Genomic DNA, 14,532 nt, shown 5'->3' on the forward strand with positions numbered 1-14,532 from the left:
TCAGTTGCGGCTGATGTCGATCGGGTGGGTCGCCAGCAGCGACAACGGCAGCGGTTGACGCCGCAGCACGCGGGACCACAGGTCCACCCGCGGCTCGACCAGGACGTCGGTCGGCAACGCCGACAACACGATCCAGTCGTCCCGCTCGATCTCGCCCTCGAGCTGGCCGATGGTCCAGCCGCTGTACCCGGCGAAGATCCGCACCCCCTCGATCAGCGGCGCCACCGAATCCGGGTCGGCGTCGAGGTCCACCATCGCCATCCGGCCCTGCACGTGCCGCAGCCCAGGCGTGCCGTTGGCCTCGACCCCCACCCGCAGCGTCGCCAGGCACAGCGCGGCGTCCCGCTTCACCGGGCCGCCGATGAACATCGTCTTCGGCTTGGTCGCGAGCTTCGCCCACTGCGGCAGGATGTTGTAGACGGCGGTCTCACTCGGCCGGTTCAGCACGACACCGAGGGTGCCGCCGTCGTTGTGCTCGACGACGTAGATGACACTGCGGCGGAACGTCGGTTCGAGCAGATCGGTGTTCGCCAGCAGCAGCGTTCCCGCGCGCACCCGGTGGGCAGCGGGGGCGATGAAATCCTCCGGATCCTCTGACTGCGCCACCACTCCATCATGGCATCAGCCGCTGGCCGACGTGGCCAACAACCGCCTCGCGGGCGAAGATTTGTACGCTGGACCGGGTTGCCGCTCCCCCATTGTTTGTAGAGGACGTGATCTCGCCGTGGTCGACTCGCGTCCGGCCCGGATGGTGTGGCGGTCGGTGCGGGCACTGCCGGAGTTCCGGCGGTTGCTGGAGCTCCGCGCCGTCAGCCAGTTCGGCGACGGGCTGTTCGCCGCAGGGCTCGCCGGCGCCCTGTTGTTCAACCCCGAGCGAGCCGCCACTCCGTGGGAGATCGCGGGCGCGTTCGCCGTGCTGTACCTGCCGTACTCGCTGCTGGGTCCGTTCGCCGGCGCGCTGCTCGACCGCTGGGACCGGCGCGTCGTCCTCATCGGCGCCAACGTCGGCAGACTGCTGCTGGTACTCGGCGTCGGCGCAATGCTCGCCGCGGGAGTCGGTGACCTGCCGATCCTGTTCGGCGCGCTGATCGCAAACGGGTTCACCCGGTTCGTCTCATCGGGCATGTCGGCGGCGCTGCCCGACGTGGTGCCGCGCGATCGGGTGGTGGGGATGAACTCGGTGGCGACGGCCGTCGGCGGGATCGCCGCCTTCGCCGGCGCCGTCTTCATGCTGCTGCTGCGCTGGCTGTTCGGAGACGACGACACCGGCGCATCGACGATCATCTTTTTGGTCGCCGCGCCCGTGGCATTCGCACTGCTGCTCTCGGTGCGCTTTTCGCCCAACGTGCTCGGCCCCCACGAGAGCGTGCGGTCGATCCACGGGTCGGCGCTCTACGCCGTCGCGACCGGCTGGGTGCACGGCATCCGTACGGTGGTCGGCGTCCGTACGGTGGCCGCGACGCTCGCCGGGCTCGCCGCGCACCGGATGGCGATCGGCATCAACACTCTGCTGGTGCTGGTGATCGTGCGGCACAGCGACACCCAGGCCGTCGCCGGGCTCGGCTCGGCGGTCGGCTTCCTCTCCGCCGGCGCCGTCGGGCAGTTCCTGGCCAACTTCCTCACCCCACCCGCCGTCGGCCGGTGGGGCCGCTACGCCACCGCCAACGGCGCGCTCGCGTTCGCGGTGGTGGTCCAGCTCGCCGGCGCCGGTCTGCAGCTGCCGATGATGGTGGCGTGCGGGTTCCTGCTCGGCATCGCCGGTCAGGTCGTCAAGCTGTGTGCCGACAGCGCCATGCAGATCGACGTCGACGACGCGCTGCGCGGCCACGTGTTCACCGTGCAGGACTCGCTGTTCTGGGTGGCGTTCATCGGGGCGATCACGGTGGCGGCCTTCTTCATCCCGCCCGGCGGGCACGCGCCGGCGCTTGCCGTGGCGGGGTCGGTGGTCTACCTGCTCGGCCTGGCCGCGCACGCCGCCGTCGGGCGCCGCACGCCGGCTGGTTAACCTGACCGGCATGGCGGCAGCAGCGGCGGTGGTGGCCGATCTCCGCGCCGAGAGCGACGACCTCGACGCGCTGATCGCCGGCCTGCCTGGCGAGCAGTGGACCCGGATGACGCCCGCACCGGGCTGGACCATCGCCCATCAGATCGCCCACCTGCTGTGGACCGACCGGGTCGCGCTGCTCTCGGTCACCGACGAGGCCGCCTTCACCGAGGTGCTGGGCGCCGCCGCGACCAATCCGACCGGCTTCGTCGACGAGGGCGCCGCCGAGCTGGCCACGACCGCGCCCGCCGAGCTGCTGGCCGACTGGCGGCACACCCGGGCCCGGCTGCACGACGAACTCCTCGGCGTCGCCGACGGCCGCAAGCTGCCGTGGTTCGGCCCGCCGATGAGCGCCGCGTCGATGGCGACCGCACGCCTGATGGAAACCTGGGCGCACGGCCTGGACGTCGCCGACGCGCTCGGTGTGACGCGCCCGGCGACGGCGCGGCTGCGGTCGATTGCCCACATCGGCGTGCGGACCCGGGACTTCGCGTTCGCCGTGCACGGACTGCCCGTTCCTGCGGCACCGTTTCACGTGGAACTACGCGCACCCGACGGGTCGTCGTGGACCTGGGGCCCGCCCGACGCCGAGCAGCGCGTCACCGGTTCGGCCGAGGACTTCTGCTACCTCGTGACGCAGCGCCGCCCGCGCGCCGAGCTCGACGTGCGGGCCGACGGCGCCGACGCCGAGACGTGGCTGACCATCGCGCAGGCCTTCGCCGGCCCGCCGGGCGCGGGTCGCGACTAGACCGTCGGCGTCCTCCCGCCGAGGTGCCGGGCGAGGAAGCGTTCGACCGCGTGGTGCAGGTCGATCTGGTTCTCCGGGTTGAGGAAGCCGTGGCCCTCGTCGTCCTTGACCATGTACTCGACCTCGACGCCGCGCGCCCGTAGCGCCTCGACGATGTTGTCGGACTCGGCCTTGACGACGCGGACGTCGTTGGCGCCCTGCACCACGAGCAGCGGGGTGCGGATGCGGTCCACCCGGCTGATCGGCGAGCGGGCGAGCATGTCGGCCTCCTGCTCGGGATCGTCGGGATCGCCGACATAGCGGTGCCAGTTCGCGGCCAGGTGCGGCCGCGCGCCCGGAGGCAGGGTCCGCATGAAGTTGGCGAGGTTGGAGATTCCGACGTAGTCGATCGCGGCGGCGAACACGTCGGGGGTGAACGTGACGCCGACCAGCGCGGCGTATCCGCCGTACGAGCCGCCGAAGATCGCCACCCGGTCCGGGTCGGCGTAGCCCTCCTTGACGGCCCACTCGACGGCGTCGACGAGGTCGTCGTGCATGCCGCCGGCGAACTCGCCGACCGCGGCCTGCATGTGCGCCTTGCCGAAGCCCGTCGAGCCGCGGAAGTTGACCTGCAGCACCGCATATCCGCGGTTGGCCAGCAGCTGCACCGTCGGGTCGAAGCCCCAGCTGTCCCTGGCCCACGGACCACCGTGCACGACCAACACCATGGGCAGCCCGGCCGGTTCGACACCGACCGGCAGTGTCAGGTACGACGGCAGCGCCAAGCCGTCTCGCGCCGTGACGGTCACCGGTGTCATCGGCGCCAGCGTGGCCGCGTCGAGGTGGGGCAGCGGCCGGAACAGCAGCCGGCTCTCACCGCTGCCGTGGTCGTAGTAGTAGGTGAAGCCCGGCTCGCGGTCGTGGAAGTAGGTGACCACCCAGTGCTGGCCGCTGTCGTCGGAAGACGTCAGGGCCAGGTCGCCGTTCGACAGCTTCATCAGGTTCTCCAGCACGGCGGCGAAGCCGGGGTTCAGCGCCCGGACGACCCGCCGCTCACCCTGGTAGCGCACCCCGATCAACTCGCCGGTCCGGCGGTCCTGGATCAGCGGCGACGGCAACAACGGCACGACCAGCCCGGTGGTGTCCAGGTCGAGGACGGGATCGCTGTCGACCTCGGTCTCCTCGCCGGTGGCGAGGTCGAGGTGGGCCAGGCGGGTGCGGTCGGTGCCGCGGTTGGACCCGAACCAGACGCCGGTGCCGTCGGGGGTGATGTCGAACGGGAAGATCCCGAGCGGGTGGTCGGCCCCGTCGAACACCGCGACCCGACGCAATCCCGCTGCCGCACCCTCCCACTGCTGGATCTCGATGTCGCCGTTGGGCAGCGTCGCCATGGCCAGGACGGTGCCTGCACCGCCGACCACCCACGCGGCGACGTTGCCGGGGTTCTCGGCGAGCATCGTCAACTCGCCGGTGGCGATGTCGAGTTCGTAGACGTCGATCAGTTCGACAGTGCGCTTGTTCATCTGGACTATCGCGGTGCCGGGCCGTCCGGGGAGCAGCTGATAGAACGCCCGCACCCCCGGGAAGGGCGTGAGATCGACCGCGGGCGAATCGGTTTCATCGGGATCGGCCCGGAAGACGTGCCAGTTCTCGTCGCCGTTGGTGTCCTGCAGGTAGAGCAGCCAACGGGAATCGCCGGTCCAGTCGGAGCCCATGACGCTGCGGTTCGCGTCCGCGGTCACGCAGCGCCCGCTGTCGGTGGCGTCGGTGCGCTGCACCCACACGTTGAGCCGGTTCTGCCAGGGCGCGAGGTAGGAGATCCTGGTGCCGTCCGGGGAGATCGTCGCGCGGGCGCGCACAGGAGGGCTGAAGAGCTCCTCGACGGTGATCGGTGGTGGCAGTGGCATGTCGGTCCTTTCTGTTGACGGCGGCGCGCGCCATCGACCGCCCCGGCGGTGAGACCGGGCGGAGTGCGGAATTAGGTTGTAGCGGTTGAAGACTCAGGTGGTCACGGGACCACCGAGCCTGCCGTTGGTGGCATCGTTGATCGCCCGGTCCATCAGTGCCAGCGCCTCGGCCTGGGTGACCTTGCGGTTGTCCACGATGATCGCCCTGCTGACGTCCTCGTCGATGACGCGGAACGCGCCGGTGACGGCGGCGGCGCAGAGGCGCACCGTGAGATCGTCCGGCGCGACGCGCAACCGCTCGGCGGCCACCGGGATCAGACCCCGTTCGAGCCGGTCGTGGACCATCAGGTAGGCCGTGCGCAGTGCCGGTTCGGACTCGGTCATGGTGCTGATGCGCATACCGCTCCACTCGTCCTCGATGCCCTGCTCGTCGAGTGGATGTCGGGCGGTGTCCAGGGCGAGGTGCTCGCCGAGGGACAGTTCGAGCGGCCAGCGGTGCAGGATCTCGAGGAACCGGTCGGCCGAGCGCGCCAGCAGCGGCTCCACACAGCTCTCCTTGGTGCGGAAGTAGCGCCAGATCGTCCGGGTGGACAGCCCTGCGGCCGCGGCGATGTCGTCTCCGCTGGTGGCGGACACTCCCTTCTCCCAGAACAGCGCCGCCGCGTGCCGCGAGACGGTCAGCCGCTTGGCGTCGGTGTCCACGCAGTCGCCTCCCGTCTCGGTGTCACTTAGTGACATCTCGACTGTGTCACTAAGTGACAAGCTCGTCAAGGCGGCGGCTCAGAGCTCGGTGGCGGCGTCGGCCTTCCCGTCCCCGTCGGTGTCGGTGAGCCTGACGTCCCAGCGGCCGTCGGCATCGGTGTCCACCAGCGCGACACCCTCGGAGAACGCCCGGTCCGCCAGGCCGTTCCCGTCGCTGTCCGCCAGCCGGTCGTCGGCCTCGCCGTCGGCGTCGACGTCGACCAGCGGACCGCCGACCTGCTCGGCGCCGTCCAGCCCGAACCAGCGCACCTGGCCGGCCCGGTCGACGCTGAGCAGCCAGGTCCCCGAGCCGTCGTCGGTGAAGTGGGCCTCGGCGCGGTCGTCGTCGTCGAGGTCGAGGGCGGCCTGCTCGGCGAGGCCGTTCCCGTCGAGGTCGGCCATCACGTCGTCGAGGCGGCCGTCGCCGTCGAAGTCCAGGCCGACCGCGTCCGGCCGGCCGTCACCGTCGAGGTCGACGTCGGGCTCCGCGGTCCACATGGTGGCCGACCCGTCACCGTCGCCGAGGCAGTACTCCATGTGGGTCAGACGCCGTGCCGCGGCGGGTGGTTCCCTACGTGTTCTGGCGGGCGTTCCACCAGGCGAGCAGTTCGTCGACGGCCTCGTCGTGGTCGAGCGGCCCGCGGTCCAGCCGCAGCTCCTTGAGATACCGCCATGCCTCGCCGACCTCGGGACCCGCCGGGATGTCCAGCAGCCGCATGATCTCGTTGCCGTCCAGGTCGGGCCGGACGCGCTGCAGATCCTCCCTGGCGGCCAGCTCGGCGATCCGGCGCTCCAGGTCGTCGTAGTTCGCCTGCAGCCGCGCCGCGCGCCGCTTGTTGCGGGTGGTGCAGTCGGCCCGCACCAGTTTGTGCAGCTGCGACAGCAGCGGTCCGGCGTCGGCGACGTAGCGGCGGACCGCCGAGTCGGTCCAGCGGCCGGTCCCGCTGCCGTCGGCGTAGCCGTGGAACCGCAAGTGCAGGTACACCAGCTGCGAGACGTCGTCGACCATCTGCTTGGAGTACTTGAGCGCGCGCATCCGCTTGCGGCTCATCTTCGCGCCGACCACCTCGTGGTGGTGGAAGCTCACCCCGCCGTCGGGTTCGTGGCGGCGGGTGGACGGCTTGCCGATGTCGTGCAGCAGCGCCGCCCAGCGCAGCACCAGATCCGGGGACTCCTCCAGGTCGATCGCCTGCTTGAGCACCGTCAGCGAATGCCAGTACACGTCCTTGTGCTGGTGGTGCTCGTCGATCGCCATCCGCATCGCGCCCACCTCGGGCAGCACCACGTCACCGAGCCCGGTCTGCACCATCAGGTCGATGCCCGCCACCGGGTCGTCGCCCAGCAGCAGCTTGTCCAGTTCGGCGGCCACCCGCTCGGCGGTGATCCGGCCCAGCTGCGGGGCCATCTCGGTGAGCGCGGTGAGCACCCGCGGCGCGACCCCGAACCCCAGCTGCGACACGAACCGCGCGGCCCGCAGCATCCGCAGCGGGTCGTCGCCGAACGACACCTCCGGCGCCGACGGCGTGTCGAGCACCCGCGACCGCAGGGCGGCCAGGCCGTTCAGCGGGTCGTGCAGCTCGCCGATGCCGTCGGCGGTGATGCGTACCGCCATCGCGTTGACCGTGAAGTCCCGGCGCACCAGGTCGCCCTCGAGCGTGTCGCCGAACTGCACCTCGGGATTGCGTGACACCTGGTCGTAGCTATCGGCGCGGTAGGTGGTGATCTCCAGCCGGTGACCGTCCTTGCCGACGCCGAGGGTGCCGAACTCGATGCCGGTGTCCCACAACGCATCCGCCCACCCGCGCAGCAGCTTCTGCATCTGCGCCGGCCGCGCGTCGGTGGTGAAGTCCAGGTCGGTGCCGAGCCTGCCGAGCAGCGCGTCGCGCACACTGCCGCCGACCAGGTACAGATCGTGACCCGCATCGGCGAACACCGCGCCGAGCTCGCGCAGCAGCGAATCGTGCCGGCGGAGCGCGGCGACCGCACCGGCCAGCAGTTCGAGGTCAGCAGCGGAGTCGGACACGTTCGATGAGCCTAGACGGTAACGGTCCTGCACCGACCGGTGAGTGCGGCCGGGACGTATACCAGGTGGCAGCTACTATCGCTTGGGTGTCGGAAGGCGAACAGGCCAAACCACGACGGCGCCGCGGGCGCCGCCGCGGCCGACGCGCGGCAGGCCCGCCCGAGGCCGGTCAGCAGGATGGTCAGCAAGTCGTGGGCCCGCACAACCATTCGGCGGCGCCCACCCCGCCCCGCACCCCCGCCGAACACGCCAAGCAGCAGAAGAACCGGCCGCGCCGCCCGCCGGAGCGGTTGCGCACCGTGCACGAGACGTCCGCGGGCGGCCTCGTCATCGACGGTCTCGACGGACCCAAGGACGGTCAGGTCGCCGCGCTGATCGGTCGCATCGATCGCCGCGGCCGGATGCTGTGGTCACTGCCGAAGGGCCACATCGAACTCGGCGAGACCGCCGAGCAGACCGCGATCCGCGAGGTCGCCGAGGAGACCGGTATCCAGGGCAGCGTGCTCGCCGCGCTCGGCAGCATCGACTACTGGTTCGTCACCGAGGGCCGCCGCGTCCACAAGACCGTGCACCACTACCTGATGCGGTTCCTCGGCGGTGAGCTGTCCGACGAGGACGTCGAGGTGACCGAGGTGGCGTGGGTGCCGCTGAAGGAGCTGCCGTCGCGGCTCGCCTACGCCGACGAGCGGCGCCTCGCCGAGGTGGCCGGCGAGCTGATCGACAAACTGCACACCGACGGCGCCGCCTCGCTGCCCCCACTGCCGCACAGCTCGCCGCGGCGGCGCCCGCAGACCCACTCCCACACCCGCAACCGTCGTCGCGACGAGTCGAGCCCACCCACAACAGGCCGGCGGACGAACGGATGCGGACAGGGGCCGTGACCGCCCGGCGCCGCCCGGCCGTGCTGCCGCGGCTCTTCGCCGCCGTGGCGCTGCTCGTACTCTTCGCCGTCCCCGCCGCGCTGCCACAGGCCGCCGCGGGTGAACCGGGCGCCACCCCGTTCCTGCAGCTGCGGATCGACCGGGTCACCCCCGACGTCGTCACCACCACCAGCGAACCCGTCGTCACGGTGTCCGGCGTGGTGCTCAACGTCGGTGACCGCCCGGTGCGCGACGTGATGGTGCGCCTCGAACACGCCGCGGCGGTGGACTCCTCCGCCGGGCTGCGCACCAACCTGACCGGCAACGTCGACCAGTTCGCCCCCGTGGCCGAATTCGTCACGCTCGCCCCCGAACTCCAGCGCGGCAGGCAGGTGCCGTTCACCCTGCGCTACCCGCTGCGCTCCCCCGACCAGCCCTCACTGGCCATCGGCGCGCCGGGGGTGTTCCCGGTGCTGGTCAACGTGAACGGCACCCCGGACTACGGCGCGCCGGCCCGGCTCGACGACGCCCGGTTCCTGCTGCCCGTGCTCGGCGTCCCGCCCGACGGCGCCGCCGCGTCGGTCGCCGAGACCCTGACCTCCGTGGTGCCGCCCGACACGTCCCGCCCGGTCCGCCTGACCATGTTCTGGCCACTCGCCGACCGGCCGCGCCTCGCGCCGGGCGTCCCCGGCGGCGCGGCGCCCGTGCGGTTGGTCGACGACGAGCTGGCCACCTCGCTGGCGCCGGGCGGCCGGCTGGACACCCTGCTGTCGGCGGTGGACTTCGCCGTCGGGCCGACCGTCGACGCAGGCGGGCAGCTCAGCGGCGCGCTGTGCCTGGCCGTCGACCCCGATCTGCTCGTCACGGTCAACGCGATGACCACCGGCTACGTCGTCAACGAGGGTGTCGATGCCGGACCCGGCACCCCGACGCGGCCCGGCACCGGTCAGGACGCCGCAATCAGCTGGCTCAACCGCCTCAAGGCGCTGGCGCAGCGGATGTGTGTCGCGCCGACCACCTACGCCCAGGCCGACCTCGACGCCGTGCAGCGCGTCGGCGACCCGGCGCTGCGCACGATCGCCACCACCGGCGCCGCCGACATCGTCGACCAGCTGCTGGGTGTCCCGTCGGTGCGGGGCGTGACGATCGTCGGCGACGGTCCCCTGACCGGACCGGCCGCACAGCTGTTGTCCGCGCAGGGCCGCCGGGTGGCCATCGCCGCGGCCGACCTGACCGCGCAGGACTCCGCGACCGGTGTGCTGAGCACCGCCGACCTCGCCCCGATGCGCCTCGCTCCCGACCTGGTCGCGGTGCGGTTCGACCCGACCGTCGGGGCCGCGCTCGCCGGGGTCGGCTCCGAGCCGGTCGCCCCCACCTACCTGGATCCGTCGCTCGAGGTCCCCGTCCAGCACGACTCCGAGGTGGCCCGCCGCCAGGATGCGCTCGGCTCACTGCTGTGGCGTGGTCTGCGCCCGGATGCCGCGCCGCGCACCCAGCTGCTGATGCCGCCGCTGACGTGGAACGTGCGGGCCGACGACGCGCAGGCGATCCTGACCGCCGCCGCCACCGCGATCCGCGCCGGCCTCGCGGTGCCGCGTCCGCTGGCGGAGGTGATCGCCGACGGCGACGCGCTTCCGCCCCAGCCGCTGGCCCCGCCCCCGCCCGCCGAACTGGGCAACCCGGACGGCCGCATCGACCAGGCGGTCACGTCCGGCATCGCCGCGGCCGTCGGCCGGCTCAACGGACTCTCGGCGGCGCTGACCACCGACACGCGCACCGGCCTGACAGGCACCCAGTACACCGCGCCGCTGCGCGAGGACATGCTGCGCGCGCTCAGCCTGGCCGTGCCGCCCGGTGCCCGCAACGGGCTTGCGCAGCAACGGCTCTCGCGCATCGCAGACACCGTCGACGACCTGTTCGGCGCGGTCACCGTCGTCAACCCCGGCGGCGCCTACACCTTGGCGACCGAGCGCAGCCCGCTGCCGCTGGCGCTGCGCAACGACCTGCCGGTCCCGGTGCGGGTGCGCCTGCAGGTCGACGCCCCGCCGGGCATGTCGGTGACCGACATGGGTGTCATCGAACTCCCGCCCGGCTTCCTGCCGCTGCGGGTGCCGATCGAGGTGCACTTCACCCAGCGAGTGGCGGTCGACGTCGCACTGCAGACCGACGACGGGCTGCCGCTCGGCGAACCGGTGCGGCTGTCGGTGCACTCCAACGCCTACGGCAAGGTGCTGTTCTTCATCACGCTGACCGGCGGCGCGGTGCTGGCACTGCTGGTCGGCCGGCGGTTGTGGCACCGGTTCCGCGGCCAGCCCGACCGTGCCGACCTCGACGACGACATCGACGACGACATCGACAGCGAGCCGTCCGACCCGCTGGACACCGCGATCCGGCACGCGCCCGGCGCGGATGCCGACGCGAACCGGGTGGGTCGCGCGTCACCGGGCGACCGGGCATGAGCACGACCGGGCGGTGGGGGCCCGAGCCGACGCCGCCGCCGGTCCAGCCGTTCGAGCGCAGGCCGAGCACCCCTCCGCCGCCGCGCCGCCACGCAGCGCCGGGACCTCCGCCCCCTCCCCGCCGGCTGCCGCCGCCACCACCCCGCCAGCGCATCCCCCGCGGACCCGCTCCGCGGCGGCGGGCGGGCCGCCCCGAACTCTCCGACGCCGCCGTGGTCTCGCGGTCGTGGGGCATGGCACTGGCGACGCTGATCAGCCGCATCACCGGATTCCTGCGGATGGCCCTGCTGGCCTACCTGCTCGGCGACGCGCTGCTGAGTTCCTTCTCGGTGGCCAACCAGCTGCCCAACCTCATCGCGGCCCTGGTGCTGGAGGCCACGTTCACCGCGATCTTCATCCCGGTGCTGGCCCGGGCCGAGCGCGACGACGCCGACGGCGGCACCGCATTCGTGCGGCGGCTGGTCACGCTGGCCACCGCCCTCCTGCTGGTCACCACCGTGCTGTCGGTGGCCGCCGCTCCCGTGCTGGTGCGCCTGATGCTGGGCGACGACCCGCAGGTCAACAGCCCGCTGACGGTCGCCTTCGCCTTCCTGCTGCTGCCCCAGGTGCTGTTCTACGGGCTGTCGTCGGTGTTCACCGCCATCCTCAACACCCGCAATGTGTTCGGCCCGCCTGCGTGGGCACCGGTGATCAACAACGTGATCGCCATCCTCACGCTCGGCGTCTACATGCTGGTCCCCGGTGAACTGTCGCTCGACCCGGTGGAGATGGGCAACGCCAAGCTGCTGGTGCTGGGCATCGGCACCACCCTCGGTGTGGTCGCGCAGACCGTGGTGCTGCTGGTGGCGATCCGCAAGGAGCGCATCAGCCTGCGCCCGCTGTGGGGGCTCGACGACCGGCTCAAGAGGTTCGGCGCGATGGCCGCCGCGATGGTCTGCTACGTGCTGATCAGCCAGCTCGGCCTGATTGTGGGCAATCAGATCGCCAGCACCGCGGCGGCGTCGGGACCGGCGATCTACAACTACACCTGGATCGTCCTGATGCTGCCCTTCGGCGTGATCGGCGTGACGGTGCTGACCGTGGTGATGCCGCGGCTGAGCCGCAACGCCGCCGCCGACAACCTCCCCGCCGTGCGGGCCGACCTGTCGCTGGCCACCCGGCTGACCATGGTGACCCTGATCCCGATCGTGGCGGTGATGACCGTCGGCGGGCCTGCGATCGGCAGCGCGCTGTTCGCCTACGGCAACTTCACCCCCGAGGCCGCCGGCTACCTCGGCATGGCGATCACCCTCTCGGCGTTCACGCTGGTCCCGTACGCGCTGGTGCTGCTCCAGCTCCGGGTGTTCTACGCCCGCGAACGGCCGTGGACGCCGATCGCCGTCATCGTGTTCATCACCGCGGTCAAGATCGCCGGATCACTGGCCGCGCCGCACCTGACCGACGACCCCCAGTTGGTGGCCGGTTACCTGGGCCTGGCCAACGGACTGGGCTTCATCGCCGGCGCCGTGGTCGGCTATCTGCTGCTGCGCTCCCATCTGCGTCCGCCCGGCGGACGGCTCTTCGACAGGCAGGTGGTGCGCACGATCCTGGTGACGGTCGCCGCGTCACTGCTCGCCGGGCTGGTCGCCCACGTCGCCGACCAGCTGCTCGGGCTCGAGTCGTTGACGGAACGCTTCGGCGCAGGCGGTTCGCTGGTGCGGCTGGCGGTCATCGGACTGCTGATGGGGCCGATCATCGCCGGGGTGCTGATCGCCGCGCGGGTGCCCGAGGCGACCGCGGCGCTTGCGGCGGTCCGGCGGCGGTTCGGACGCGCACCCGCGGCGCCCGCGGCGCCCGCCGGGCGTGCCGTCTCGCCACGCCCGGATGGCCGGTTCCCGTACCCTGAGCACAGGAATCTCCATCCGGAACGGCGGCGGCCAGGACCGCCCGCCGGCTGGCCAGGACCCCCGGCGGGGGCAGGGATGCGGAAAGGACCAGCGGTGACCGACGAATCCGCGGGTGACGCCGTACCTGCGCCGGACCGCACGGCCACCACCAAGCTGCCCCGCGCCACCGCCGACGACTTCCAGCCCGACGTCGGCTACTCCGACGATGCTGCCGCCGACAGGGACGTCACGGCCGAGGTGCCCAACGGCACGACGCCGATGCCCGCATCGGGGCGCCCGCCTGCCGACTACGGCGGCGACCCGACGCGCGAGTCGCTGCCCTTCGACGCGCCGCGCGAACCAGCCATCGAGGCCGCCACCTCCGACGAGGATGTTCACCTCATCCCCGGCGCCACCATCGCCAACGGTCGCTACCGCCTGCTGGTCTTCCACGGCGGTCCGCCGAACCTGCAGTTCTGGCAGGCCGTGGACACCGCGTTGGACCGCCAGGTCGCACTGACGTTCGTCGACCCCGACGCGACGCTGCCCGACGACCAGCTGCAGGAGATCCTCGGCCGCACCCTCAAGCTCAGCCGCATCGACATGCCGGGGGTGGCACGCGTTCTCGACGTCGCAAACACCGGGTCGGGCGGGCTGATCGTGTCGGAGTGGATCCGCGGCGGCTCCCTTGCCGAGGTCGCCGACACCTCGCCGTCGCCGATCGGCGGCGCCCGCGCCATGCAGAGCCTGGCCGCTGCGGCCGAGGCCGCGCACCGTTCCGGGGTGTCGCTGTCGATCGACCATCCCAGCCGCGTCCGGGTCAGCATCGAGGGCGACGTGGCGCTGGCGTTCCCCGCGACCATGCCCGACGCGACGCCGGAGGCCGACATCCGCGGGATCGGCGCCTCGCTGTACGCGCTGCTGGTCAACCGCTGGCCACTCGACGAGCCGGGGCTGCCGAGCGGCCTGCGGCCCGCCGACCTGGACAGCGCAGGCAATCCGGTGGAGCCGCGGTCGGTGGACCGCGACATCCCGTTCCAGATCTCGGCCGCCGCCGCCCACGCGATACAGCCCGACGGCGGCATCCGCAGCGCGCCCACGCTGCTGAACCTGTTGCAGCAGGCGACCGCGATCGCCGACCGCACCGAGCAGATCAACCCCGTCGACCAGCCGAACGGGCCGGAGCGGGCACGCCCGGCACCGGACGACGACCCAGAGTTCGTGGCCCGTCGCCGCAAGGGCCTGATGGTGGGGCTGGCGATCGGCGGCGCGATCCTGGTGGTGGCGCTGATCGTGCTCGCCACGGTGCTCAGCCGCATCTTCGGCGATGTCGGCGGCGGCCTCGACGGCGACGAACTGGGACTGAACGCACCGTCGTCGACCGAGGCCGGCGAGTCCGGCGGCGGTACCGGCACCGCCGTGAAACCCGTTCGGGTGACGGTGTTCTCGCCCGAGGGTGAGGCCGATGCGCCCGATGAGGCCGGCCTGGCGATCGACGGCAACGCCTCGACCGTGTGGCCGATCGACACCTACTCCGACCCCGAACCGTTCCCGAACTTCAAGAACGGGGTGGGGTTGATGCTCGAACTTTCCGAGCCCACCACGCTGTCCGCGGTGAAGATCGACCTCAACAGCACCGGCACCGAGGTGGAGATCCGGTCCGCCTCGTCGCCCTCCCCGTCGTCGCTGGACGACACCACCGAACTCACGCCCGCGACGCCGGTGCGCCCCGGCTCGAACACCATCGAGATCAGCGACGCGGCGCCGACGTCGAACGTGCTGGTGTGGGTCTCGAAGCTGGGCAAGGTCGACGGGGAGAGCCGCAGCGACATCGCCGAGGTCACCCTCGAGGCCGCCCCCTGAGGCGTTGTCCCCAGGGGCCTGCGGCGCTGAACCCGCGGTGGGA

10 protein-coding genes are annotated in these 14,532 nt (G+C 72.0%); 5 read left to right on the forward strand and 5 right to left on the reverse strand.

Annotated features, from left to right (window positions below; all coding sequences use genetic code 11):
* Complete coding sequence (locus O6P37_RS15460) at positions 1-606, reverse strand: YqgE/AlgH family protein (RefSeq protein ID WP_264012898.1); 606 nt, start codon at positions 604-606, stop codon at positions 1-3.
* A 118-nt stretch (positions 607-724) separates the two neighbouring features.
* Between O6P37_RS15460 and O6P37_RS15465 the strand changes: the two genes are divergently transcribed.
* Both O6P37_RS15465 and O6P37_RS15470 read left to right on the forward strand, forming a co-directional pair.
* The gene (locus O6P37_RS15465) at positions 725-2,005 is read left to right on the forward strand and encodes an MFS transporter (RefSeq protein WP_269894916.1); all 1,281 of its coding nucleotides are present in this window, start codon (positions 725-727) and stop codon (positions 2,003-2,005) included.
* A 10-nt stretch (positions 2,006-2,015) separates the two neighbouring features.
* Positions 2,016-2,792: a TIGR03084 family metal-binding protein gene (locus O6P37_RS15470; RefSeq protein WP_269894917.1), complete on the forward strand. Its 777-nt coding sequence runs from the start codon at positions 2,016-2,018 to the stop codon at positions 2,790-2,792.
* Here the strand turns inward: O6P37_RS15470 and O6P37_RS15475 are convergent.
* From O6P37_RS15475 to O6P37_RS15490, 4 genes are all read right to left on the reverse strand, one after another.
* The gene (locus O6P37_RS15475) at positions 2,789-4,678 is read right to left on the reverse strand and encodes a S9 family peptidase (RefSeq protein ID WP_269894918.1); all 1,890 of its coding nucleotides are present in this window, start codon (positions 4,676-4,678) and stop codon (positions 2,789-2,791) included. The genes O6P37_RS15470 and O6P37_RS15475 overlap by 4 nt on opposite strands.
* Positions 4,679-4,771: 93 nt before the next feature.
* The gene (locus O6P37_RS15480) at positions 4,772-5,380 is read right to left on the reverse strand and encodes a TetR/AcrR family transcriptional regulator (protein WP_456299329.1); all 609 of its coding nucleotides are present in this window, start codon (positions 5,378-5,380) and stop codon (positions 4,772-4,774) included.
* Positions 5,381-5,458: 78 nt separating this feature from the next.
* The gene (locus O6P37_RS15485) at positions 5,459-5,956 is read right to left on the reverse strand and encodes a pullulanase (protein ID WP_269894920.1); all 498 of its coding nucleotides are present in this window, start codon (positions 5,954-5,956) and stop codon (positions 5,459-5,461) included.
* Positions 5,957-5,990: 34 nt separating this feature from the next.
* Positions 5,991-7,442 (reverse strand): CCA tRNA nucleotidyltransferase, encoded by a 1,452-nt coding sequence (locus O6P37_RS15490; RefSeq protein ID WP_269894921.1) that lies wholly within the window; start codon positions 7,440-7,442, stop codon positions 5,991-5,993.
* 86 nt (positions 7,443-7,528) lie between these two features.
* Here O6P37_RS15490 and O6P37_RS15495 point away from each other — a divergent pair, with 86 nt between their 5' ends.
* Genes O6P37_RS15495 through murJ form a run of 3 tightly spaced genes read left to right on the forward strand, consistent with a single transcriptional unit; the run spans position 7,529 to position 14,489 of the window.
* The gene (locus O6P37_RS15495) at positions 7,529-8,323 is read left to right on the forward strand and encodes an NUDIX hydrolase (RefSeq protein WP_269894922.1); all 795 of its coding nucleotides are present in this window, start codon (positions 7,529-7,531) and stop codon (positions 8,321-8,323) included.
* The gene (locus O6P37_RS15500; protein WP_269894923.1) at positions 8,305-10,761 is read left to right on the forward strand and encodes a DUF6049 family protein; all 2,457 of its coding nucleotides are present in this window, start codon (positions 8,305-8,307) and stop codon (positions 10,759-10,761) included. Before O6P37_RS15495 ends, O6P37_RS15500 begins: the two co-directional genes overlap by 19 nt.
* Positions 10,758-14,489 (forward strand): murein biosynthesis integral membrane protein MurJ, encoded by a 3,732-nt coding sequence (gene murJ / locus O6P37_RS15505; RefSeq protein WP_269894924.1) that lies wholly within the window; start codon positions 10,758-10,760, stop codon positions 14,487-14,489. The genes O6P37_RS15500 and murJ overlap by 4 nt, the downstream gene beginning before the upstream one ends.
* The last annotated feature ends 43 nt before the right edge of the window (positions 14,490-14,532 follow it).

Origin of the sequence: Mycobacterium hippophais (assembly GCF_027529605.1) — a bacterium.
GTDB lineage: Bacteria > Actinomycetota > Actinomycetes > Mycobacteriales > Mycobacteriaceae > Mycobacterium > Mycobacterium arseniciresistens.

Coding starts and splice junctions, on each gene's coding strand:
- O6P37_RS15470 (WP_269894917.1), top strand. CDS start 2,016: ATGGCGGCAGCAGCGGCGGTGGTGGCCGATCTCCGCGCCGAGAGCGAC.
- O6P37_RS15475 (WP_269894918.1), bottom strand. CDS start 4,678: ATGCCACTGCCACCACCGATCACCGTCGAGGAGCTCTTCAGCCCTCCT.
- O6P37_RS15485 (WP_269894920.1), bottom strand. CDS start 5,956: ATGGAGTACTGCCTCGGCGACGGTGACGGGTCGGCCACCATGTGGACC.
- O6P37_RS15500 (WP_269894923.1), top strand. CDS start 8,305: ATGCGGACAGGGGCCGTGACCGCCCGGCGCCGCCCGGCCGTGCTGCCG.
- murJ (WP_269894924.1), top strand. CDS start 10,758: ATGAGCACGACCGGGCGGTGGGGGCCCGAGCCGACGCCGCCGCCGGTC.